At 67.9% G+C, this 22,981-nt stretch carries 23 protein-coding genes; 12 read left to right on the forward strand and 11 right to left on the reverse strand.

Annotated features, from left to right (window positions below):
- The first annotated feature begins 38 nt into the window (after positions 1-38).
- Positions 39-509 (forward strand): acetyl-CoA carboxylase biotin carboxyl carrier protein, encoded by a 471-nt coding sequence (gene accB / locus EDC64_RS16685; protein WP_420808966.1) that lies wholly within the window; start codon positions 39-41, stop codon positions 507-509.
- A 26-nt stretch (positions 510-535) separates the two neighbouring features.
- Positions 536-1,891 (forward strand): acetyl-CoA carboxylase biotin carboxylase subunit, encoded by a 1,356-nt coding sequence (gene accC, locus EDC64_RS16690; RefSeq protein WP_132033431.1) that lies wholly within the window; start codon positions 536-538, stop codon positions 1,889-1,891.
- Between the two features lie 56 nt (positions 1,892-1,947).
- Here the strand turns inward: accC and EDC64_RS16695 are convergent, their stop codons facing one another.
- Both EDC64_RS16695 and EDC64_RS16700 read right to left on the reverse strand, forming a co-directional pair.
- A complete protein-coding gene (locus EDC64_RS16695) occupies positions 1,948-2,955 on the reverse strand; it encodes a Bug family tripartite tricarboxylate transporter substrate binding protein (protein ID WP_132033433.1) in 1,008 nt (335 codons plus the stop codon).
- Between the two features lie 165 nt (positions 2,956-3,120).
- On the reverse strand, positions 3,121-3,921 hold the full coding sequence (locus EDC64_RS16700; RefSeq protein WP_132033435.1) for a glutathione S-transferase family protein: 801 nt from the start codon (positions 3,919-3,921) through the stop codon (positions 3,121-3,123).
- Positions 3,922-4,093: 172 nt separating this feature from the next.
- Between EDC64_RS16700 and EDC64_RS16705 the strand changes: the two genes are divergently transcribed.
- On the forward strand, positions 4,094-5,068 hold the full coding sequence (locus EDC64_RS16705) for a glutathione S-transferase family protein (protein WP_132033437.1): 975 nt from the start codon (positions 4,094-4,096) through the stop codon (positions 5,066-5,068).
- A 48-nt stretch (positions 5,069-5,116) separates the two neighbouring features.
- The gene (locus tag EDC64_RS16710; protein WP_132033439.1) at positions 5,117-5,782 is read left to right on the forward strand and encodes a TetR/AcrR family transcriptional regulator; all 666 of its coding nucleotides are present in this window, start codon (positions 5,117-5,119) and stop codon (positions 5,780-5,782) included.
- 71 nt (positions 5,783-5,853) lie between these two features.
- Here EDC64_RS16710 and EDC64_RS16715 read toward each other — a convergent pair whose 3' ends face one another.
- The 5 genes from EDC64_RS16715 to EDC64_RS16735 all read right to left on the reverse strand — a co-directional run bounded on the left by EDC64_RS16715 (position 5,854) and on the right by EDC64_RS16735 (position 11,452).
- Entirely contained in the window at positions 5,854-7,275 is a 1,422-nt protein-coding gene (locus EDC64_RS16715) for an FAD-binding oxidoreductase (RefSeq protein WP_132033441.1), read from the reverse strand.
- Between the two features lie 119 nt (positions 7,276-7,394).
- On the reverse strand, positions 7,395-8,399 hold the full coding sequence (locus tag EDC64_RS16720) for a Bug family tripartite tricarboxylate transporter substrate binding protein (protein WP_132033443.1): 1,005 nt from the start codon (positions 8,397-8,399) through the stop codon (positions 7,395-7,397).
- A 101-nt stretch (positions 8,400-8,500) separates the two neighbouring features.
- Positions 8,501-9,514 carry a Bug family tripartite tricarboxylate transporter substrate binding protein gene (locus tag EDC64_RS16725; protein WP_132033445.1) on the reverse strand — a complete coding sequence of 338 codons (1,014 nt, stop codon included), beginning with the start codon at positions 9,512-9,514 and terminating at the stop codon, positions 8,501-8,503.
- Between the two features lie 166 nt (positions 9,515-9,680).
- Complete coding sequence (locus EDC64_RS16730) at positions 9,681-10,655, reverse strand: cyclase family protein (RefSeq protein ID WP_245504751.1); 975 nt, start codon at positions 10,653-10,655, stop codon at positions 9,681-9,683.
- Between the two features lie 65 nt (positions 10,656-10,720).
- Positions 10,721-11,452 (reverse strand): TetR/AcrR family transcriptional regulator, encoded by a 732-nt coding sequence (locus EDC64_RS16735; RefSeq protein WP_132033447.1) that lies wholly within the window; start codon positions 11,450-11,452, stop codon positions 10,721-10,723.
- 133 nt (positions 11,453-11,585) lie between these two features.
- Here EDC64_RS16735 and EDC64_RS16740 point away from each other — a divergent pair, with 133 nt between their 5' ends.
- Complete coding sequence (locus EDC64_RS16740) at positions 11,586-12,458, forward strand: beta-keto acid cleavage family enzyme (RefSeq protein ID WP_338023413.1); 873 nt, start codon at positions 11,586-11,588, stop codon at positions 12,456-12,458.
- Positions 12,455-13,207, forward strand: coding sequence for an SDR family NAD(P)-dependent oxidoreductase (locus tag EDC64_RS16745; protein WP_207916122.1), 753 nt, complete (start codon positions 12,455-12,457; stop codon positions 13,205-13,207). The genes EDC64_RS16740 and EDC64_RS16745 overlap by 4 nt, the downstream gene beginning before the upstream one ends.
- Before the next feature lie 44 nt (positions 13,208-13,251).
- Here the strand turns inward: EDC64_RS16745 and EDC64_RS16750 are convergent, their stop codons facing one another.
- The 4 genes from EDC64_RS16750 to EDC64_RS16765 all read right to left on the reverse strand — a co-directional run bounded on the left by EDC64_RS16750 (position 13,252) and on the right by EDC64_RS16765 (position 17,105).
- Positions 13,252-13,932, reverse strand: a complete 681-nt coding sequence (locus EDC64_RS16750) for an amino acid ABC transporter permease (protein WP_132033451.1) — start codon at positions 13,930-13,932, stop codon at positions 13,252-13,254.
- Positions 13,929-14,735 carry an amino acid ABC transporter permease gene (locus tag EDC64_RS16755; protein WP_132033452.1) on the reverse strand — a complete coding sequence of 269 codons (807 nt, stop codon included), beginning with the start codon at positions 14,733-14,735 and terminating at the stop codon, positions 13,929-13,931. The genes EDC64_RS16750 and EDC64_RS16755 overlap by 4 nt, the downstream gene beginning before the upstream one ends.
- A gap of 34 nt (positions 14,736-14,769) precedes the next feature.
- On the reverse strand, positions 14,770-15,663 hold the full coding sequence (locus tag EDC64_RS16760) for an amino acid ABC transporter substrate-binding protein (protein WP_338023414.1): 894 nt from the start codon (positions 15,661-15,663) through the stop codon (positions 14,770-14,772).
- Between the two features lie 119 nt (positions 15,664-15,782).
- Positions 15,783-17,105: an aspartate aminotransferase family protein gene (locus EDC64_RS16765; RefSeq protein WP_132033454.1), complete on the reverse strand. Its 1,323-nt coding sequence runs from the start codon at positions 17,103-17,105 to the stop codon at positions 15,783-15,785.
- Between the two features lie 181 nt (positions 17,106-17,286).
- Here EDC64_RS16765 and EDC64_RS16770 point away from each other — a divergent pair, with 181 nt between their 5' ends.
- From EDC64_RS16770 to EDC64_RS16795, 6 genes are all read left to right on the forward strand, one after another.
- Complete coding sequence (locus EDC64_RS16770) at positions 17,287-18,231, forward strand: LysR substrate-binding domain-containing protein (RefSeq protein ID WP_132033456.1); 945 nt, start codon at positions 17,287-17,289, stop codon at positions 18,229-18,231.
- A 133-nt stretch (positions 18,232-18,364) separates the two neighbouring features.
- On the forward strand, positions 18,365-19,423 hold the full coding sequence (hisC, locus tag EDC64_RS16775; RefSeq protein WP_132033458.1) for a histidinol-phosphate transaminase: 1,059 nt from the start codon (positions 18,365-18,367) through the stop codon (positions 19,421-19,423).
- 221 nt (positions 19,424-19,644) lie between these two features.
- Positions 19,645-19,926, forward strand: a complete 282-nt coding sequence (locus tag EDC64_RS16780) for an acyl carrier protein (RefSeq protein WP_132033460.1) — start codon at positions 19,645-19,647, stop codon at positions 19,924-19,926.
- A 14-nt stretch (positions 19,927-19,940) separates the two neighbouring features.
- A complete protein-coding gene (locus tag EDC64_RS16785) occupies positions 19,941-20,414 on the forward strand; it encodes a 3-hydroxyacyl-ACP dehydratase FabZ family protein (protein ID WP_132033462.1) in 474 nt (157 codons plus the stop codon).
- Positions 20,407-21,585, forward strand: coding sequence for a beta-ketoacyl-ACP synthase (locus tag EDC64_RS16790; protein WP_132033464.1), 1,179 nt, complete (start codon positions 20,407-20,409; stop codon positions 21,583-21,585). Before EDC64_RS16785 ends, EDC64_RS16790 begins: the two co-directional genes overlap by 8 nt.
- 107 nt (positions 21,586-21,692) lie before the next feature.
- Positions 21,693-22,970: a beta-ketoacyl-ACP synthase gene (locus tag EDC64_RS16795; protein WP_132033466.1), complete on the forward strand. Its 1,278-nt coding sequence runs from the start codon at positions 21,693-21,695 to the stop codon at positions 22,968-22,970.
- Positions 22,971-22,981 lie beyond the last annotated feature (11 nt).

Genomic DNA, 22,981 nt, shown 5'->3' on the forward strand with positions numbered 1-22,981 from the left:
TGCGCAGCCGCTCCCGGCGCGCAGTTGCACGCATCATGATGAAACCCTCCAAAACGCCCATCGATTCGGCCCTGGTGCGCGAGATCGCCCAGCTTTTGTCCGACAGCGATCTCACCGAGATCGAGGTCCAGCATGACGGTCTGCGCATCCGCGTGGTGCGCGCACCGGCGCCGGTGACCATCGCCGCGGCGGCGCCGGCCGCCCCCCCGGCCCCGGCGCCGCAGGCCGCGCCCGCCGCGGACACCGCGCCGGCGGCGATCGACTTCTCGAAACATCCCGGCGTCGTCGCCTCGCCGATGGTGGGCACCGCCTATCGCAGCGCGGAACCCGGCGCGGCGCCGTTCGTCGAACTCGGCGCGAGCGTCAAGGAGGGCCAGACCCTGCTCATCGTGGAAGCGATGAAGACCATGAACGCCATCCCCTCGCCGCGATCCGGCACGATCACGCGGATCCTGGTCGAGAATGGTCAGCCGGTTGAATATGGCGAGCCGCTGCTCGTCATCGAGTGACGCCGCTTGGCGGAGAGAGACGGCTTATGTTCCGGAAAATCCTGATTGCCAATCGCGGCGAGATCGCGCTGAGGATCCTGCGCGCCTGCAAGGAGCTCGGCATCGACACGGTCGCCGTGCACTCGACCGCGGATGCCGACGCGATGCATGTCCGGCTCGCCGACGAGAGCGTGTGCATCGGCCCGCCGCCGGCGCGCGACAGCTATCTCAACATCCCCTCGCTGCTGGCCGCCTGCGAGATCACCGGCGCCGACGCGGTGCATCCGGGCTACGGCTTCCTCGCCGAGAATGCCCGCTTCGCCGAGATCCTGGCCGACCACAAGATTCACTTCATCGGTCCCAAGCCCGAGCATATCCGCATCATGGGCGACAAGATCGAGGCCAAGAAGACCGCGCAGCGGCTCGGCATCCCGGTGGTTCCGGGCTCCGACGGCGGCGTCGGCTCGGATGAGGACGCGCAGCGGATCGCCGCCGAGATCGGCTTTCCGGTCCTGGTGAAGGCCGCGGCGGGCGGCGGCGGGCGCGGCATGAAGGTCGCCCTCACCGCCGACGACCTGTCACAGGCCCTGTCGACCGCGCGCAGCGAGGCCAAGGCGGCATTCGGCGACGATGCGGTCTATCTGGAGAAATACCTCTCGACCCCGCGGCACATCGAGGTTCAGGTGCTCGGCGACGGGCGCGGCGCCGCGATCCATCTCGGCGAGCGCGACTGCTCGCTCCAGCGCCGCCATCAGAAGGTGTGGGAGGAAGCCCCCTCCCCGGTCATCACCGCCGCGCAGCGCGCCGAGATCGGCGAGACGGTGGCGAAGGCGATGCGGGACATGAAATATCTCGGCGTCGGAACGGTGGAGTTCCTCTACGAGAACGGCGCCTTCTATTTCATCGAGATGAACACCCGGATCCAGGTCGAGCATCCGGTGACCGAGATGGTGACCGGCATCGATTTGATCAACGAACAGATCCGGGTCGCCGCCGGCGAGCCGATGACCCTCACCCAGGCCGACATCGTGTTCGAGGGACATGCGATCGAGTGCCGGGTGAATGCCGAGCACCCGACCACCTTCCGCCCTTCCCCGGGGCGCATCACGCATTATCACGTGCCGGGCGGGCTCGGCATCCGCGTCGACAGCAATGCCTATCAGGGCTATTCGATCCCGCCGCATTACGATTCGCTGGTGGGCAAGCTGATCGTCCACGGCAAGACGCGCGACGAATGCCTGATGCGCCTGCGCCGGGCGCTGGACGAGTTCGTCGTCGACGGCATCGACACGACCTTGCCCCTGTTCCGCACGCTGGTGCGGACCAAGGACATCGCCGAGGGCCGCTACGACATCCATTGGCTGGAACATTTTCTGGCCGAGACCGTGCACAAGGCCGGCTGAGACCGCGCGCGGCCGGCGGGATGGGATCACCCCGCCGACGACGCGCCCGATCGGGCTCAGTCGTTCGAAATCCCGGCGACCTTGATGAGGTCGCGCCACATCGGGATCTCCTTGTCCACGAGCGCCTGCAAAGCGGCCGGACCGTCACCGACCACGCCGAACCCGGTCTTGGCGAGGCTCGCCTTGATTTCAGGCCGCTTCAGCACGGTGATGAGGGCGGAAGACACCTTCTCGACGATGGCGTCCGGCGTCCCGGCCGGGGCGAACAGGGCCTGGAAGTTTTCCGTGACGAATCCCGGATAGCCCGATTCCACCAAGGTCGGCACATCCGGGAGTTCGGGCCAGCGCGCGGGTCCGGTTTCGCCGAGTCCGATGACCTTCCCGGCCTTGACATGCGGAAAGGCCGGCGGGATGGCCGCCGTGACGAGGGGGATCTGGTTGCCGAGGATGGCCTGCATCGCCGGGCCGGCGCCGGAATAGGGCACGTGCACGATGTCGATCTGGGCGCGGCTCTTGAGCAGTTCCATCGACAGATGCGCCGTCGTTCCCGCGCCGGGGCTGCCGTAGGACAGCTTGCCCGGCTCGGCCTTCGCCCGCTTCACCAGATCCGCGATCGAGGTGATCCCGCTCGCCGGCGTGGCGATGAAGATGTTGGGCGACGCACCGAGATTGCAGACGGCCCGGAAATCCTTCGGCGCGTACGGGGGCGATTTGTAGAGGCTGGGATTGACCACGATGGCGCTCGAGGTCAGCAGCATCGTGTAGCCGTCGGGCGCCGCCCGGGCGGCCGCACCCATGCCGATATTGCCGCCCGCCCCGCCGCGATTCTCCACCACGATGGTCTGGCCGAGCAGTTCCCCGAGCGGGCCGGCCACCACGCGCGCCATCACGTCGGTCGGCCCTCCGGGCGCGAACGGGACGATGAAAGTGATGAAGCGCTCGGGATAGCCGGCAGCGCGGGCCGGCGCCGCGAGGCACGAGGCGGCAAGTCCGCCGCCGATGAGCGCCAGCGCGCCGCGTCGCGTCACCCGCCCAGTGGCGCGGGCGGGGTCAAATTTGTCCATGTTCCCTCCTCAGTTTCTTCCCAAAAGCTTTTTATTTTCACGCGGTCCAAGGCCGGCCGGCCCATTCGACCCGCTCCGGGCTTCCAGGGCAAGCTCAAGCTCGGACCGAGCCCGACGCCCGGTTTTCCAGCGCCGGCTGGGCCGCCGCTGGACCGCGCCGCGGGATCAGTAGCCGCGCTCTGCGCGCACTTCGGCCGCCGTGCGGAAATGGTCCGGATATTTCTGCGAAATCCGGGCGCCGGGATAATAGGTGGCGGCGTAAGAGGGCCGGTCCATCACCGCGGCGTACCAGCTCTGCATGTGCGGCAGGCCGTCCCACAATTCCTGGTAGCCGAGATCGTCCATGCGATCGATCAGCGGGATCACCTGCGCATCGACCAGGCTATAGGCCGGACCCAGAATGAACGGCCCGCCGCTCTCGGACACGGCCTTGTCGATTCGCTCCGCCGTCTGCCGCATCTGGAACAGGGAATAGTCCAGTTCGGCCTTGCCGAAGCCCTTCTGCGACATGCGCTGGTAGAATTGCTTGCGCAGCGGCAGCCGCTCGGCATGGGCCGCGAAGTCGGCGTCGCTGGTCTTGCCGAAGCGCATCGGCGCGATGATGTTGGCGAAGGTCGGAACCCGCACCGCCACGGTCGGGACCTCGTCGATATAGCGCATCCAGGCGCGCATCAGCGAGCGGCCCACGGCGGTGTCCGGCGACATTTTCGGCTCGGGGAAAACCTCGTCGAGATATTCCAGAATGGCCGAGGATTCATAGAGGGCGACGCCGTCATGAACGAGCGTCGGCACCACGCCGTTCGGATTCATTTTCAGATATTCCGGCGTCAATTGCTGAAATTTGTTCAAATCGACGTCGTGCTCGGTCCAATCGACATTGCGCTCCGGCAGGCCCTTCTCCGCAAGGGTCAGGCGAACCTTCTGGCTGCAGGTCGAATGGGACGTGTGATACAATTCAATGGTCATGGACGATTTCCTCAGGAGCCCGCTGACGGCCCTCTTGCTGTCGCCCCCCGTCGAGACGCGATGACGTTCGGCACATCGCGCGGCGGCGTGCTTCACCCGGGCCGGAGGCTGCCTGTTGAAGTATACGAACGTTCGTATTAGTCAAGAGCGGGAAATTTGCCGGGAGCTGCGCATGGGGACGATGATCGACGGCCGCTGGGAGACCGAGGCGAACCACGCCTTGACGGAAAACGGCCGCTACATCCGCAAGGACAGCCAGTTCCGCAATTGGGTCACCGCCGACGGCGCATCGGGATTCCCGGCGGAAGCCGGCCGCTACCACCTCTACGTCTCCTATCAATGCCCCTGGGCGCATCGCGCGCTGCTCTACCGCGCCCTGAAGGGGCTCCAGGGGGCCATCGGCGTCTCGATCGCGGTGCCGAACGACCGGCGGATGAGCTGGGAGTTCCGCGACGACGGCACCGGCACGACGGAAGATGCCGCCGAAGGCTTCGCCTATCTCTACGAGGCCTATGCCGCCGCCGACCCGATTTATAGCGGGATTGCCAGCGTCCCCGTTCTTTGGGATCGCGCGCGACGCACCATCGTCAACAACGAATCCTCCGAGATCATCCGGATGCTGAATTCGGCGTTCGACGCCTTCGCCACGAACAAGCAGGATTTTTACCCGCCGGATCTGCGCGCGGACATCGATGCGATGAACGAAAAAATCTATGCCGGCCTGAACAATGGCGTCTATCGCTGCGGCTTCGCCGCCGTGCAGGCGGCCTATGAGGAGGGCTGCCGGCAGGTGTTCGCCACGCTCGATGCGCTCGAAGCGCACCTCGCGGGCGCCCGGTATCTGGTCGGCGGACGCATCACCGAGGCGGACTGGCGGCTGTTCATCACCCTCGTGCGGTTCGACGCGGTCTATCACAGCCTGTTCCGGTGCAGCCTGCGCACGCTGGAGAGCTATCCCGCCCTCTCCGCTTACATGCGCGACCTTTACCAGCAGCCGGGCGTTGCGGAGACCGTGCGCATCGATCATATCGTGCGCGGCTATTTTTCAATCCCGCGCGCCAATCCCTCGCGGATCGTGCCGCTTCCCCCACAGGATTTTGCTTCCCGATTGTCGCAACCGCACGGGCGCGAGACCATGCAGTCTTGATCCCTCCGGGCTCCCGGCCCGGCGCCCAATGATTTCGAGGATTCCCGCGTGCCAAAGACCAATGCTCGCCACGACGCCACCGACGATCCGCGCCCGGTCCGCCAGCGCCTGATCGATTCCGCCGAGGCGCTGTTTTCCGAGCATGGCTGGAACAGTGTCGGCATCCGCACCATCGCCGCCCATGCGAATGTCAGCCTGGCGGCGCTGAACTATCATTTCGGCTCGAAGGAAAAGCTTCTCGGCGAATTGTTCGCCAACCGCGCCCGGCACATCGTGGCCGAGCGCGACCGGCGGCTCGACGCGGTGATGGCGAGCGGCGATGTCACGCTCGAAAAGGTCATCGCGGCCTATCTGCACGGCGCCTTGTCCTACGAGATGCAGACCGGTTTCGGCGGCCGGGCCTTCTGCAAGCTCAGAGCCCGGCTCAGCGTCGAATCCGAGGGGCTGAGCCGCAGCATCATGTCCGACGCGTTCGACGCCTCCGGACGGCGCTATCTCGACGTGCTGAAATCGCTGCTCCCGGACCTGCCGGAGCATGATCTGTTTTGGCGCTTCCATTTCCTGCTGGGCGCCATGACCTACACCATGGCCGACAGCGGGCGCATCCAGGCCCTGACACAGGGCCGGTGCGATTCCTCCGATATGCAGGAAGCCCTGCGCCAGATGGTCCCCTTCGTCGCCGCCGGATTTCGGGCCCCGCGCGCCGATCCGTGAGGCGGAACCGATGCCCGGATTGAGACCAATCGACCGCTCGGGGATGGCGTTCGACGGGGCGGGATCGGGCGCTACGGCACCGGATCGACCATCGCCCCGGCATTCATCGCATTCTCGGGGTCGAAGGCGGCCTTGATCCGCCGCATCAAGGTGAGCCGCACGGGATCGGCATAGCGCTCGAGGAGGCCGCGCTTGATGCGGCCGATGCCGTATTCCGCCGAATAGGCGCCCCCGAGATCCGCCGCGATCGCATAGATGTCGTGCGCCAGCCCGGCATCGACCTCGCGCGTGAAGGCGAGTCGGTCCGCGCCCTTCGGCACCAGAATGTTGAAATGGACATTGCCGTCGCCGACATGGCCGTAGATCGACAAAACGAGGTCGGGATCGTGCTGCCGGACGGCCGCCCGGGCGCGGGCGAGGAAGGCGTCGAGCTGCGAAAGCGGCACGGAAATGTCGAGCTTCACCGAACCGCCCGCCTGCTTCTCGCCTTCCGGGATCGTCTCGCGCAGCCGCCACATGTCGAGCCGCTGGCTCTCCGACTGGGCGAGGAAGGCGTCCGAGACCCAGCCGTGCTCCATCATGCCTTCGAGGATTCCTTCCATCAGCGCATCGAGCGGAACGCGCCGGGAGGAGGCGGACAATTCGATGATCAGCGCGCCGCCCGGCCCCGCCTTCAGCCCCGCCGCCGTGCCGAGGTCCTTGACCAGGTCGAGCGCGTTCCGGGTGATGAATTCGAACGAGGAGACGAGATCGGCGCTTTCCCGCCGCACCTCGGCCAGCAGCCCCGACAAAGGCGCGCCGTCGGCAAGCTCCACCCAGGCGGTGGCGTGCGCGACCGGCTTCGGCACCAGCTTCAGCGCCACCCCGGTCACGATGCCGAGCGTCCCTTCCCCGCCGATGAAGAGCTGCTTCAGGTCGTAGCCGACATTGTGCTTGCGCAGCGTGCGCATGTCCGAGAACAGGGTGCCGTCCGCCAGCACCGCCTCGATGCCCAGGACTTGGTCGCGCGCCATGCCGAAGCGCAGGACGTTGAGGCCGCCCGCATTGGTCCCGATATTGCCGCCGAGCCGGCAACTGCCTTCCGCGCCGAGGCTGAGCGGCAGCATCAGGCCGTGGGCCTCGGCCGCCGCCTGCGCATCGGCGAGCACCGCCCCGGCATCCGCGCACAGGCTGAAGCCGGCGGCATCCACCTCCCGGATCCCCGCCATCCGCTCCAGGCTGACGACGAGCTGGCGTCCGCTCCGGTCGGGCGTGGCGCCGCCGACATAAGAGGTGTTGCCGCCCTGGGGCACGAGGCCATAGCCGAGCGCGCGGGCGAGCCGGACGACCGCCTGGACCTCCGCCGTCGAACGCGGGCGCAGGATGGCGGGGGATACGCCCCGGACCAAATCGCGCTGGTCGGTGAGATAGCGCGCCGTGAGGTCCGGCGCGGTGAGCAGACCGGCCTCTCCGACGAGGGCGCGAAATCCATCGAGAGCGGGATCGGCATCCATTCGGCACCCCTGAACATGGCGAACGCGCCGTGGCGGCCACGGCGCGTCGTTTCGATCCGCCTCCGCTGCGGCGGGGGCGCGCTGCGGGCGGCCGGGGCACGCGACCCCGGCCGGCCGCGTCACTCCGACCTGATCTTGGCCTTCGCGACGATGTCCTTGACCGCCGGGATTTCGGCGGCGACGCGCTTGCCGAGGTCCTCGGGCGTGCCGTTGACCACCTCGAAGCCGAGCTTGCGGGCCTGCTCGATGACGGCGGGCTCCGCCATGACCTCGCGGGTCTCCTTGGTCAGGCGGGCGACGATCTCGGCCGGCGTCCCGGTCGGCGCGAACAGCGCCTGGAACGTGTCGGAGACGAAATCCTTGTAGCCCAGCTCGACCATGGTCGGCACGTCCGGCAGCGAGAACCAGCGCTTCGCGCCGGTGACCGCCAGCGCATTGAGACGGCCGGACTTGATCAGGGATTCGGCCGGCGGCAGCGCGACGCAGGCATATTGCACGTCGCCCTGGATCACCGCGGTGGTCGCCGGCCCGGCGCCGCGATACGGCACATGGGTGGAATCGATGGTGGCGAGCAGCTTCAGCCATTCGCCGGACATGTGGGACTTGGTCCCCGCGCCCGGGCTCGAATAATTGAAGGTGCCGGGGGCCGCCTTGATCTTGGCGATCAGTTCGGGGAGCGTCTTGATGCCGGATTCCGCCTTCACGATGAACACGTTGGGCGAATTCACCAGTTCCGAGATCGGGATGAAGTCCTTGATCGGGTCGTAGGGCAGCTTGTCGAACATCGCCGCGTTCACCGCGATCGAGGTCGAGGTCAAGAGCAGGGTGTAGCCGTCCGGCGTGGCGCGCGCGGCGACGCCCATGCCGGTATTGCCGGCGGCGCCGGGGCGATTGTCGATCACGATCGCCTGGCCGAGCCGCTTCTGCAGCGATTCGCCGAGCACGCGCGCGATCAGGTCGGTCGGGCCGCCCGGCGCGAACGGCACGACGATGGTGATCGGCCGGGTGGGATAGGGATCGGCGGCGGATGCGGCGCCGGCGAACAGCGCAAACGCGGCGGCGATGCCGGCGGTCATCCATTTCCCGATCCCGCTGCGCGCGGGGGTGGTGTTAGGGGGTCTCATGGCGTCCTCCTGGTCATGGTTTTTCGGGTACACGGCATCCGCCCGCGCCCGTCTCCGGGCGCGGGAACGAACGTCCCCCCGCTTGATTGGTCGTCGATGCGTCAGTCGGCCGAGATGCCGCTGGTCTTGATGATCTCGCGCCACATCGGCACTTCCTTCTGGACCAGCGCCGCCAGTTCGGCGGGACCCTGGGCCAGGACGCCGAAGCCGGCCTTGTTCAGCCGCTCCTTGACGTCGGCGCGGTTCAGCACCTCGATCACCGACTTCGACATTTTGTCGATCACCGCCTGGGGCGTTCCGGTGGGGGTGAACAGAGCCTGGAAGGTTTCCGATTCGAAGTCCGGATAGCCGGATTCCATCACGGTCGGCAGGTCCGGCAGATCGTACCAGCGCTTCGCGCCGGTCTCGGCGAGGCCGATCACCTTGCCGGCCTTGATCTGCGGATGGGCCGGCGGCAGCGCGGTCGAGGCGAGCGGGACCTGATTGCCCAGCACCGCCTGCATGGCCGGGCCGGCGCCCGAGAACGGCACGTGCAGGATGTCGATGCCGGCGCGGACCTTCAGCAGTTCCATGGCGAGATGCGGCGTCGTGCCGGCGCCGGGGCTGGCATAAGACAGCTTGCCCGGCTCCGCCTTGGCCTTCTTGACCAAATCAGCCAAGGTCTTGATGCCGGCCTGCGGATTGGCGACGAACACGTTCGGCGAGGAGCCGAGATTCGAGACCGGCAGGAAATCCTTGAACGGATCGTAGGGCACGGTCTTGTAGAGGCTCGGATTGACCACATAAGCGCTGGAGGTCAGCAGCATCGTGTAGCCGTCCGGCGTCGCGCGCCCGACCGCGCCGATGCCGATATTGCCGCCCGCGCCGCCGCGATTCTCGATCACCACGGTCTGGCCGAGCAGTTCGCCGAGCGGACCCGCCACCACGCGCGCCATGGCGTCGGTCGGGCCGCCCGGGGCGAACGGCACGATGAAGGTCACGAAGCGCTCGGGATATCCCGCCGCATGAGCGGAGCGGATCAGCGCAGGGGTCGCGAGCGCGCCCGCGGCGAGGGCGAGAACCGTGCGGCGCGAAACCGATCCGGTCGCAGTCTTTCGGGTGTCGTCTGTCGGCATTTCTTCCCATCCTCTGGTTGTCGTCGGGCCGTTGGGTCGGCACCGGGGCGTCTCCCCGGCAGCCGATCGCGGGCCTGACTTGGGCTGGACGCGGACCCGAAGATCCGCGCCGGCCCTGGAGATTAACGTCACCGGCCCGCCCCGGCCATCCGGGGCGGCGCGGCGATCAGCGGATCGCCATCGGATTGACCGGGCCGCCCACCGCGCCGGTGATCGGCAAGGTCGGCGCCACGAACATGAAGTCGTAGGTCTTGTCGGCGGCGCAGGCGGCAGCGAGTTCGTCCAGGAAGAAGATCTCGCCCATGGTCAGGCCCATGATCGGAATGCAGATCCAGTGCCAGGGCTGGTTGGCGTCGCTGTCGTTCGGGCGGACCTCAACGCCCCAGGTGTCGGTGGCGACCGCGGCGACCTGCTTCTCGTGCAGCCAATAGAGCGTTTCGAACGCGAGACCCGGCGCGTCGCCGCCGGGATAGCCGTCCCAATGGCCGAGCTTGTGCTGCTTGCCCATCTGGCCGGTGCGCACCAGGAGGAAGTCGCCGCGCCCGACGGTCACGTTCTGCGAGGCGCAGGCGGCGTCGAGGATCTCGTTGGTGATGGCGAAGCCGTCCTCGAGGCACTCGACGCCCATGTGCCGGGCGATGTCGAGCAGCACGCCGCGGCCGACCATGCGGTCGCGGACATGCTCGATGCCCGCCTTGGCCGCGCCGAACGAGGAGACCTCGCGGCAATCATAGCCGTTCCACATATAATCTTTGTAGAAGATGTGGCCGAGCCCGTCCCAATGGGTCGCCGCCTGGAGCGGCAGAAGCACCAGATCGTCGGCCGAGCGGATGCCGCGCTTGTCCAGGATGCCGGAATAAGCGTCGGTGCCCGACCGCAGCATGGTGTGGACCGGATTGAAGCGGCCGACCGGCGGGAACTTGGTCTTGCCGCCCTGCGGGCCCTTATTGTCGAAATCGATCGCGAGCGAGAACACCTTGCCGGTGCGCACCAGGCTGGCGGCGCGGACGACATCCTCCGGAGACACGTAGTTCAGCGTGCCGATATGGTCTTCCGGCCCCCATTTGCCCCAGTTCTTCAGCTCTTCGGCGGCTTCCTCGATGAGCTTCATCGTGATGGGGGTAGACACAGTCTTGGTCATGCTCGAGCGGTCCTCAATTGAACGCGGTGGTTTCTGGGGATTGAACGGGCCGGAGCCGCCGGCGCCTAAGGCGCCGCGCCGGATCCGACAATGCTCGGGGCGCGAAAACCCGCCGCGAGAAACGGAATGAGATGGTCGAGCGCAGCCCGGCCGTCCGCGGGATCGCAGGCGTTTCCGGTCAAGCTCTGAATCCGCCCGCTATCGGCCATGGTGTAGACCATGGTTCCGAGCAGGAAATGGAAGCGCCACGCGAATTCGCCGCGCGGCAAATCCGGCAAGGCGGCCTGCATCGCCGCCATGAAGGCCTTGCTGCTCTCGTCGAACGCCTTGCTCAGAATGCGCCGCGACACCTTTTCGGATTCGGAGCCGAGCCGGGCGCGCAGGCGGGCGAAGGCCGGCCCGCCGAAGCGCGGCTCGAGGCCGAGCGTCAGCGCCGGATGGAGGAAGGCGAAGAGCAATTGCTCCAGGAGCGGCGGACGCCCCGGCGCCTCCGCGCATTCGGCCAGCCTGCGCATGCGCTCGTCGGCGATGGGCTTGGCGCGGGCCTCGAAAATCGCTTCGAGCAGGCCCTCCTTGGAGCCGAAATGATAATGCAGCGAGGCGAGGTTGACCTGGGCGGCGGCGGTGATGCCGCGCACGCTGACGGCGGCCAGCCCCTCGTCGGCGAACAGGCGCTCCGCCACCACGAGCATGCGTTCGCGCGGCGTCAGGCCGGCGAGCACCGCCCGTATATCGGCGAAGCGGTCCTCCTGCTCCTGCGCTCCCGCTTCCACGAGGCGCGGCGGTTCCGTTGACATTCCGGCGCTGCTCCCTCAAGGCGAACCAAATCGGGGCCTTGACGTATTCAAACGTATGTTTACCGTAAACAGTCGTTTATATATGTCAAGCTTCCGTGGTCCTACGGTAGCAGCTCAGCAGGAGACGCTGAAAGTGGGTAAGACGATCCTCACCGTCGCGGTGACAGGAAACCAGACGACTTTGGCCCAGCATCCCGGCCTGCCCTGCACGCCGAAGCAGATCGCCGACGCCGCCATCGATTCGTGCAAGGCCGGTGCGGCCGTCGCGCATATCCATGTGCGGCACGACGACGGTCGGCCGAGCATGGATTTGGCGCACTACCGCGAGGTGGTGGACCGGATCCGCGATTCCGGCTGCGGCATGGTCATCAACCTGACCACCGGCCCGGGCCAGCGCTTCGTTCCCGGCCTCGAAGACCCGAAGGTCTATGCGCCCGGGACCACGCTGATGGCGCCGGAGAAGCGCGTCGAGCACGTCCTCGCGATCAAGCCGGAAATCTGCACCCTCGACCTCAACACGATGTGGTCGGGCGACAGCGTGGTGATCAATTCCCCGCGCAACGTCACCATCATGGCGAACGCCATGAAGGAAGCCGGGTCCAAGCCGGAACTCGAAGTGTTCGATTCGGGCGACATCCAGCTCGCCAAGGTGCTGATCGAGCAGGGCGTGCTCGAGGAGCCGCCGCTGTTCCAGATCGTCACCGGCATCCGCTACGGCTTCCCGGGCACCGTCGAGACCGTGGTTTACGCCAAGTCGCTGCTGCCGAAGAACGCCCATTGGGCGGCGTTCGGCATCGGCCGCATGATGTTCCCGATGGTCGCCGCCGCCTACACGCTGGGCGCTCATGTGCGCTGCGGCTTCGAGGACGGCGTGCAGATCCGCCGCGGCCAGCTCGCCAAGGACAATGCCGAGCAGGTCACCAAGGCGGCCCGCATCATCGACGATCTCGGCGGCGAGCTTGCGACGCCGGACGAGGCGCGGGCCATTCTCGGCCTCAAGTCGTGACCCCTCCCGCCCCTCTCGCCGGCCGGATCGCTTTGGTGGTGGGCGGATCGGGCGGGATCGGCTCCGCCACCGCCGAGCGCCTCGCCGCGCTCGGCGCCAGCGTCACCGTCACCTACCGCGCCCGCGCGGCGGAGGCGGAGGCGCTGGTGGCGCGGCTGCCCGGCAGCGGCCATGCCGCCGAACAGGCCAGCGTCGAGGACAGCGCCTCGCTGGTGCGCCTCGCCGAGACGCTGCGCGCGCGGCACGGCAAGCTGGACATCCTGGTCAATGCCGCCGGCTTCACCAAGCCGATCAAGCATGCCGATCTCGATGCCCTCGACGACGATCTGATCGACCGCATGTTCGCGGTCAATTGGCGCGGCAGCTTCGCCGCGGTGCGGGCCACCGCCGTGCTCCTGAAAGAGAGCGGCGACGGCCTGATCGTCAACGTCTCCTCGATCGCCGGCACCAACGGCGTCGGCAGCAACATCGCCTATTGCGCGGTGAAGGCCGGCATCGACGTGATGACCAAGTCGCTCGCCCGTGCGCTCGCGCCCGCGGTGCGGGTGATGGCGGTCTCGCCGGGCGTGGTGGACACCGATTTCGTGCCGGGCCGCGACGCGTCCTTCAACGAAAAGGTGGCGGCCACCATCCCGCTGAAGCGCATCGCCGGCGCGGGCGACGTCGCCGACGCCATCGTCGCCTGCGCGACCACGCTGAAATACTCCACCGGCTCGGTCATCCTGGTGGATGGCGGGCGGGCGCTGTAACGCCGTCCCGGCCGGGCCTGTCCAGCCCGGCCGGAGACGGTCCGTTACCGCCAGGATCGGCGCTTGAGCATGGTGACAATCTGCGAGGCCAGGGTCGAAATGACGAGATAGATCAAGGCCGCGGCCAGATACATTTCGACCAGGCGGCCATTGATCTGCGCCATTTTCGCCGCCGCCCCCAAAAGGTCCGTCAGCGACAGGACATAGACCAGCGACGTATCCTGAAACAGGACGATGGTCTGGTTCAGCACGATCGGCCCCACCGCGCGCAGCACCTGCGGCAGGATGACGAGCCGGTATGTCAGGAAGGGGCTCATCGACATCGCGCGGCAGGCTTCGTACTGGCCGCGCGGCACCGCGCGCAGGCCGGCGCGGATGATCTCGCAATAATAGGCCGCCTCGAACAGGCCGAACGTGATGTAGGCGGTGGCGTGCGCGCCGACCGGCACCGGCCGGGGGCTGCCGGTGACATAGCCGACCACCACCGGCATCAGGAAAAAGAACCAGAACAGCACCATGATCAGCGGGATCGAGCGCATCACCGCGACATAGATCCGCGCCAGGGGGGCGAGCACCGGCACCTGGAGGTGCTGGGCGATCGCCAGCAGCGTGCCCACCGAAATACCGATCAGAAAGGCCGCGACGGTCAGGCTCAGCGTGAAGGTCAGGCCGGCCCAGAGATAGGGCGCGGCCTGCCAGACCACGGAAAAATCGATCCCGCTCACGATCTCTCCCCCGCTCCGACGAAGCGCGCCCGTGCGAACCAGGACCGCGCCCGTGCGAACAAAGACCGCGCCCGCAGCTTTGCGGGGCGGGCCGGCTGGAGGCCGGGGATCTGCAGCCGGCGGTCGACCAGCTCCATGGCCTGATAGGCGACCAGAGCGAGCGCGAGATAAATCACGGTCGCCCAGCCGAAGGCCGCGAAGGTCTGGAATGTGGTCTCGCTGATCTGCCGGGCCTGCGCGGTCAGCTCGATCACTCCGATGGTCAGCGCCACCGAGGTGTTCTTGTAGATGTTCATCACCTCGCTGGTCAGGGTCGGGACGATCATCCGCAGCGCCTGGGGCAGGAGGATGCGGCGGAAAACGGTGGCGCGGGAGAGGCCGAGGGCGGCCGCGGCCTCGCCTTGGCCGCGCGGCAGCGCCTCGATGCCCGCCCGTACCTGCTCGGCGACCCGGGCGGCGGTATAGAAGCCGAGGCACAGGAGCGCCGGCAGGAAGGCGCCCCAGGGCGGCGGCATCTGCTTCAGCCAGGTGCCCGCGGCGGCCGGCAGGAGTTCCGGCAGCACGAAATACCAGAGGAAGAGCTGCACCAGCAGCGGGATGTTGCGGAACAGCTCGACATAGAGCCGCGCCGCCACCGCGGCCGCACCGCCCGCCCGGGTGCGGGCCACGCCCACTGCGACGCCGACGACGAAGGCGATCGCCCAGCCGAGACCGGCGAGGGCCAGCGTCCAGAACAGCCCAGACAGGAGCCATTCGCCATAGAGCCGCCCGTCCGGCGCCCGCTCGAACAGCAGATCGAACATGCCGCCTCCTGTCGGACCGGTCTTTGGCCCCAGATCAGGGCGTCAAGGCGTCGCTCGGCGCCGCGACGCGGGCACGCAGGGCCTCGCCCATCGGCAACGAAAGATTCTGACCGTTGGGCGGGATCGGCTGCGTGAACCATTTCTCGTAGAGCTTGGCGAACGCTCCCGATGCCATCTGCGCGCGGATCGCGCCGTCGACCACCGCCTTGAAGTCCGGGTCGTCCTTGGCGAACATCAGACCGTAATAGTCGAACCCGCCGAACTGGCCCGGCAGGAATTTGAACGCCTTCGGATCGGGGGCGGAGGCGGCGAGGCCGGCCTGGAGGATGCGGTCCTCAAACCAGCCCGCCGCGCGCCCGGTGCGCAGCATCAGCAGCGATTCCGCCTGGTCCTTGGCCTGGACGAAGACCAGATCGAGGTTGTTTTCCTTGGTGATCTTCTGCGCCAGGGCATAGTTCAGCGAGCCCTGGGTGACGACCACCGTCTTGCCCTTCAGGCCGGCCAGATCCGAAATGCCGGACGCCGCCATGGTGAGCCAGCTCGGCTGGCTGACGAAAGTCGCGACCGAGAAGGCGACCTGCTTCTGGCGGTCGGCGGTGTTGGTCGTGCTGCCGCATTCGAGGTCGACCGTCCCGTTCTGGATCAGCGGGATGCGGTTCGAGGCGTTGACCGGCGTCATCGCGACCTTCAGGCCGGGCATGGCGAGCTTCGCCTTCACCGCCTCCGCCACCGCCGCGCACAGGTCGATGGAGAGGCCGACCGGCTTCTGGTCGGCGCCGAGATAGGAGAAGGGGACCGAGGATTCCCGGTAGCCCAGCGTCAAGGTGCCGGTCGACTTGATCTTGTCGAGGGTCGCGGCCGCGGCGGCGGAGGACAGGCCGATCGCGGCCAGCACGGCGACGGGAAGGAAGGTCTGCCGAAACATCATGGTCTTTACCCCTCTGAATGGAACCGGCCGGTTCGGCCGCGCCGGGCCCGCGGGCATTCGCCTCTGTCGGGTGCGGCGGATGGTGGACCGTCCCGGACCAGCCGGGGCGGCCGGACGCGTCAGGCGGCCTTGTCGCGCGCGATCTCGTCGAGGCTGTCGCGCAGCGCCCGTTCGAGAATGTCGATGGCCTGGTCGATCTCGGCGTGGGAAACGGTGAGCGGCGGCGCGATCCGCCACACCGAGCCGCGCTCGGGGCGGCGGCGGATGTTCATGCTGAGGCCGTTCTCGAAGCATTTCTGCGTCGTCAGCGCGCCCAGCGCATGGGCCGGCGTCCGGCTGGCGCGATCGGTGACGAGTTCGACGCCCATCAGCAGGCCGAGCCCCCGGACGTCGCCGATCACCTCGTAGCGCTGCTGCAGCTCCTCGAACCGGCCGCGCAGATAGGCGCCCATCTCGTTGGCGCGCGCCACGAGATGCTCCCTCTGGATGACGTCCAGCACGGCGAGCCCGACCTCGGCGGTCAGGGGATCGGACACGTGGCTGGTATAATAGGCGAACTTGCGCTCGTAGAGCCGCGCCTCAATCGCGGCCGTGGTCGAGACGGCGGCGAGCGGCAGGCCGCCCCCCAGGGTCTTCGACATGGTCATGATGTCGGGGACGACGCCGAAATGCTCGGATCCGGTCTTCTTGCCGATGCGGCCGAACGCGGTCTGCGCTTCGTCGAAGATCAGCAGCATGCCGCGGTCGTCGGCCGCCTGGCGCAGCGCCTGCATGAAGTCCTGCGGCGGCACCAGGACGCCGCCCGCGCTGATCACCGGCTCGACCATGATCGCCGCGCCGCGCCCGGTCGACTGCATGTCGAACAGCTTCAGCGCGAGGTCGAGATTGGCCAGGGCCTCCGCCTCGGCATCGGCGCCCTTGACGTAGGGGCGATAGGCGTTGGGCTCGGGGATGACGAAGATGCCGGGCACCGGTACGCCATAGCCCTTGCGGTCGCTGGCCATGGACACCGCGCTCGCGCCGCCGGTGATGCCGTGCCAGGATCCGCCGAGCACGAGGATTTCGTAGCCGTCGGTGTACATCTTCGCCATGCGCAGGGCGACTTCGGTCGCCTCCGAGCCGGTATTGATGAAGATCGAGCGGGTCAGGTCGCCCGGCAGCCAGTCGCGGGCCAGAACCTGCGCCAATTCCGCCACCACTTCCGGGATCATGCCGCTGAAGAAATGGAACGCCTTCTCCCCGGCGCGGTGCACCGCCGCGACGATGGCCGGGTGGTTGTGGCCGATCGTGGCGCACATCTGGCCCGAGGTGAAATCGAGATAGTCGCGGCCCCTTGTGTCGCGGACGATGGTGCCCTTCGCCGAGCGGAACAGAGCGGGGAACACGTCGCCGCCATAGCGGACGAGAAATTCCTTCGATGCCTCTTCAAGGGCCTGATCCATCTCGCCTCTCCACATTCGCCGCGCGCCGCGTGGCCCGCCTCCCGGAGGCAGCCCGGAAGGTCCGGAAACGCCCGCGCTTCCGCCATGGCCCACGATTTGCTTTGGTCTTCGCCCGGGATGATGGTGAGGTGCGTCGATGAGCGCCAACGCAAAAAACTCAGCACCCCATGAAGCAGGCTCAATGACGCCGCCGCGCCAGAAGCTCCCGCCGCTCAAGGCGCTGCTCGCCTTCGAGGCGGCCTCGCGCCAGGATAGCTTCGCCAAGGGCGCCCTGGAACTCGGCGTCACGCCCTCGGCGGTGAGCCACCAGATCCAGGTCCTGGAGGAATTTCTCGGGGTGAAGCTGTTTCAGCGCCGGGCCGGCCGGGCGGTGCTCACGCCGGCGGGGATGGTCTATAGCCGCGAACTCGAACAGGCCTTCGGCATCATCGGCAAGGCCACCACTTTGGTCGCCCCCCAGTCGCAGCACGGCCATCTCGTGATCGCGTCGGGGCCGAGCTTCGCGGCGAAATGGCTGCAGCCGCGCCTGCCGGATTTCCTGAGCCGGCATCCGGAGGTCCGGATCCGCCTGTCGACGCTCTCCGGCATGGCCGACCTCGACGACAGCCGGTTCGACATTGCCATCGCTTATGCCCTGCCCGCCGGCACCGCGCGCGACGCCGAGCCGCTCGTGACCGAAATGCTGCGCCCCTTGTGCAGCCCGGCCCTCGCCGCCCGGCTCGACCTGCGCAGCCCCGGCGACCTCGTGCGGGCGACCCTGATCCATTCCAGCAATGCGGTGACGTGGAAGGATTATTTCCGGCGCCTGGCGATCGGCGAACTGCATGCCGCCAACGAATTGTGGCTCGACCGGTCGAGCATGGCGATCGACGCGGCCGTGAACGGCCTCGGCGTGATCCTCGAAGGCGACATCCTGGTCGAACGGGAGATGAACGAAGGCAAGCTCGTCGCCCCCTTTGCCGCGCCCGAATGCCGCGTGACGGCGACCTCCTATTATCTCGTCCGCCCGCGCGGCCATCGCAGCGGGGCGCAGAATGCGGCGTTCGAGTCCTGGCTGAAGGCAGAGCTGGGGACCGCCGGACCGGTGAAGCCGACGCCCGCCGCGGCCCGCGCGGCCGCCCATTGAGCGACGAAGGGCGGCGCCGCGCCCGCTTCCAGGCTGCTCGGGTGCTCCCATTGCCGGCTGGACATGATACATGGCCGCTCTGTCACCCCCCGCCGCCGGCACGTCCCGCCGGCCCGCCACGCCAGAGTTTCCCATGAGCCGCTTCTGGAGCCCGATCGTAGAGACCCTGACCCCCTACGTGCCCGGCGAACAGCCGCGCATTCCGGGGCTGGTGAAGCTCAATACGAACGAGCATCCCTATCCGCCCTCCCCGCGCGTCGGCCCGGCGATCGCGGCGGCGGCCGAATCGCTGAACCTCTATCCCGATCCCACCGCAGCGGCGCTGCGCGGCACGATCGCGGAGGTCTATGGCGTCGCCCCCGAGGAGGTGTTCGTCGGCAACGGCTCGGACGAGGTGCTGGCGATCGCCTTCCAGGCGCTGCTCAAGCACGACGCGCCCCTGCTCTTTCCCGACATCACCTATTCCTTCTATCCGGTCTATTGCGGGCTCTACGGCATCGCCTATCGCGAGATTCCGCTCGATGCGGCGCTCAGGGTGCAGGTGGCGGACTTCACCGGACCGTGCGGCGGCGTGGTCCTGCCGAACCCGAACGCGCCGACGGGAATCGGCCTCTCCCGCGCCGATATCGAGACCCTGCTCCGCGCCCATCCCGACGCGGTGGTGCTGATCGACGAGGCCTATGTGGATTTCGGGGGCGAAAGCGCGGTGCCCCTCGTGCGCGACCACGCAAATCTTTTGGTGGTCCAGACGCTGTCCAAGTCGCGCGCCTTGGCGGGGCTGCGGGTGGGGTTCGCGATCGGACAGGCGCATCTGATCGAGGCGCTGGTGCGGGTGAAGGACAGCTTCAATTCCTACCCGCTCGACCGGCTCGCGCTCGCCGGTGCCGCTGCGGCGATCGCCGATACCGCCTGGCTCGAAGACAACCGGGCGCGCGTCGTCGCGACCCGCGAAGACCTTGCCAGTGCCTTGCAATCGCTGGGGTTCGAGGTTCTGCCCTCGGTCGCGAACTTCCTGTTCGTGCGCCATCCCGACCATGCCGGGGATGTGCTGGCGGCGGCGCTGCGGGAGCGGGCGATCCTGGTGCGGCGGCTCGGCCACCCGCGAATCGCGGACTATCTGCGCATCACCATCGGCACGCCGGAGGCCTGCGGCCGGCTGGTCGAGGCGCTCCGCGCGATCCTGCACCGCTGACCGCGCCCCCCGGCGCGCCGGCTTTCGCCGCGTCCCGGACGCGTGTTTCGGTGCGCGGCGATGCGGGCCGTCGACCGGTTCCCATTGAAACCTCAGGTCACCTTCGCTATAGGGGCGCTCGACTATTCGGAGGTCCGGTCGGGCCTCCCTCGGCCGTGCCCGCTCCCCCTCGCCGCGCGAGCCGGTCGCACAGAACGGCCGAGCACCACAGAGGCGCATACATGTCTTCGACGTTCGATACCGTTGCCAATATCATCGCCGAGACGTGCGACATCCCGCGAGACACGATCACGCCGGAAAGCCACGCCATCGACGACCTGGGTATCGACAGCCTGGACTTCCTCGACATCGCCTTCGCGATCGACAAGGCCTTCGGGATCAAGCTGCCGCTCGAGCAGTGGACCCAGGAGGTCAATGACGGCAAGGCGACCACCGAGCAATATTTCGTGCTCAAGAATCTCTGCGCCCAGATCGACGAGTTGGTCGCGGCGAAGACGGCCTGAGGCGGACCCAGCGTATGCGTCCTGAGGTCTTCAAGATGGTGGACCGGGTCGTTGCAATCGACCCGGCGCTCAAGACCATTCATTGCAAGGGCCTCGTGCCCCACGAAAGCTCGATCTTCGAGGGCCACTTTCCCGGCTATCCGATCATGCCGGGCGTGCTGCTGGTCGAGGCGATGGCGCAGACCACGGGCTGGCTCGTGCTGGCCCGCAACCGCTTCGACAAGATGCCCTTCCTCGCCACGGTGAAGGAAGCCAAGCTGCGCACCTTCGTCGTGCCGGGGCAGAATCTCGATCTGTTTTCGGAAATCCTCCACGAGGGCTCCGGCTTCGTGGTCGCAAAAACCCATACCTCGCTCGACGGCAAGCCGATCTGCAGCGCCGAGCTGACCTTCCGCGTCCTGCCTTGGCCGGAGGGGCGCATGAAGACGACAGTCCTTCAGGTCGCTCAAGAGGTCGCGTTCCCCGTCGGGGATTATGTCGATGCCTGAGGGCGGCGCGCGCGAGGTCTGGATCACCGGCATCGGCCTCGTCTCCTCGCTAGGCGAGGGGCTCGACGCCCATTGGGAGGCGCTCACCGACGGCCGGGCGCCGGTCACCGACGCCGCGCGCTTCGCGCCCTATGTCGTCCACCCTTTGGTCAAGCTGACCTATGACAGCCAGATCCCCAAAAAGGGCGATCAGCGTCAGATGGAGACGTGGCAGCGCATCGGCACCTATACCGCCGGGCTCGCGCTCGACAGTGCCGGCATCGCCAAGAATGCCGACATTCTCGGCCGCACCGACATGATCGTCGGCGCCGGCGGCGGCGAGCGCGACCATCAGGTCGATACCGCGATCCTCAATGATCTGATCGCCTCGAACGATGCCGGGCGCCTGCTGAACGAACGCCTGCTGGCCGATCTGCGCCCGACCTTGTCGCTGGCGCAGTTGTCCAATCTGCTGGCCGGCAACATCTCGATCGTCCACGGCGTCACCGGCTCCTCGCGCACCTTCATGGGCGAGGAGAGTTCCGGGGTCGATGCGGTGCGTGTCGGGCATGCGCGGATCGCCGCCGGACAGAGCGAGATCGGCCTCGTGGGCGGCGCCTATAATGCCGAGCGCGAGGACATGCTCCTGCTCTACGCGCTCAACGATTTCTGCATGACCGGCGAGTTCCGGCCGGTGTTTTCCGGCCGCGACGCGCCGGGCATCCCCTCCGGCTCGATGGGCGCCTTCCTGGTGCTCGAATCGGCCGACCATGCCCGCGCCCGCGGCGCGACCCCGATCGCCCGGCTCGCCGGGGTCTGGTCGGAGCGCGCGAAGCGGGACGTCGCCGGCAGCGTGGCGCAGACCGTGGCCGGCTTGCTCGCCAAGGGCGGCGACGCCGCCATCCTGTCCGGGGCCACCGGGGCGCGCGGCGCGACCGAGGCCGAGGCCGAGGCGCTCGCAGCGTCCGGACGCGCGGTGCGGTCCGTCGCCAACCGGATCGGCCACGGCTTCGAGGCGCAGTTCCCCGCCGCCCTCGCTCTGGCCGCCCTCGCCGTGTCGCGCGGGGCGCTGTTCCCCGCTTTGCCCGGCGATCCGGTGGAGCGCGGCGACGGCGCGGTGGACCGCATCCTGGTGACCGGCGTCGGCCACTGGCGCGGCGAAGGCGCGGGCCTCGTGGAAAAGATCGGCTGACGCGCGGGCTTTAGAGCCGGCGCACCGTTCTCCTTTTTCGCGTGATCGACTAAACAGGCGGAAGCGTGCGCCGGGCGGGGCGCTGTCAGGAAATCAGGAGTCGCCCCATGGCGCACACCGACACGCACGGTCGTCCCATCGTCGTCGTTACCGGCATCGGCATCGTCTCGTCCCTCGGCCAGGGCAAGGCGGAGAATTGGCGCCGCCTCACCGCCGGCGAGAGCGGCATCCACCGCATCACCCGCTTCCCGGTCGAGGGCATGCGCACCACGATCGCCGGCACCGTCGACTTCCTGTTCGACCATCGCGTGCCGGCGCCCGATCTGTCCGAGCGGCTCGCCACGATCGCCGTGGAAGAGGCGATCGGCGAGGCCGGGATCGGCGGCGGCGGGGATTTTCCCGGCCCGCTGTTCGCGGCCGTGCCGCCGGTCGAGATGGAATGGCCGGAAAAGTGCCGCCTCGCCGACAATGTGCCGGAACGTCCCCTCGCCTATCGCGACCTGCTCGCCTCGGCCGCGAGCGGAAAATTCCGGCCCTGGCACGAGCGCTTCCTGTTCGGCTCGGTCGCCGACCGCCTCGCCGACCGGTTCGGCACCAAGGGCCAGCCGATCTCGCTCTCGACCGCCTGCGCCTCCGGCGGCACGGCGATCCAGCTCGGCGTCGAGGCGATCCGGCGCGGCGAATGCGAGGTCGCGCTCGCGCTCGGCACCGACGGCTCGGTCCATCCCGAGGCGCTGATCCGCTTCTCCCTGCTCTCGGCGCTGACCACCGCCAACGAGAAGCCCGAAGAGGCGGCGCGCCCCTTCGCCAAGAATCGCGACGGCTTCGTCATGGCCGAAGGCGCGGCGGCTCTGGTGCTCGAGAGCTATGCCCACGCCAAGGCGCGCGGCGCGCGCATTCTCGGCGTGGTCGAGGGCTGCGGCGAGATGGCGGACAATTTCCACCGCACCCGGTCGAGCCCGGACGGCAAGCCGATCATCGGCTGCGTGAAGAACGCCCTCGCCGATGCCGGCGTCACCCCGGCCGACATCGACTATATCAATGCCCACGGCACCTCGACCCCCGAGAACGACCGGATGGAATATGTCGGCCTGCGCGCCGCCTTCGGCGACGAGGTCCTGGCCGGCATCCCGATCTCGTCCAACAAGTCGATGATCGGCCACACTTTGACCGCCGCCGGCGCGATCGAGGCGGCGTTCTCGCTCCTCACCATCGCCAATGGCCGCATCCCGCCGACCATCAATTACACCCTCCCCGACCCCGCCATCCCGCTCGACGTCGTCCCGAACGTCGCGCGCGACGCGACGGTGCGGCGGGTGATCTCCAATTCGTTCGGCTTCGGCGGACAGAATGTCAGCCTTGTTCTGGCGGGGGAGCCGGCGTGACACCGGCTCGC

Origin of the sequence: Aquabacter spiritensis (assembly GCF_004346185.1) — a bacterium.
GTDB classification, from domain to species: domain Bacteria; phylum Pseudomonadota; class Alphaproteobacteria; order Rhizobiales; family Xanthobacteraceae; genus Aquabacter; species Aquabacter spiritensis.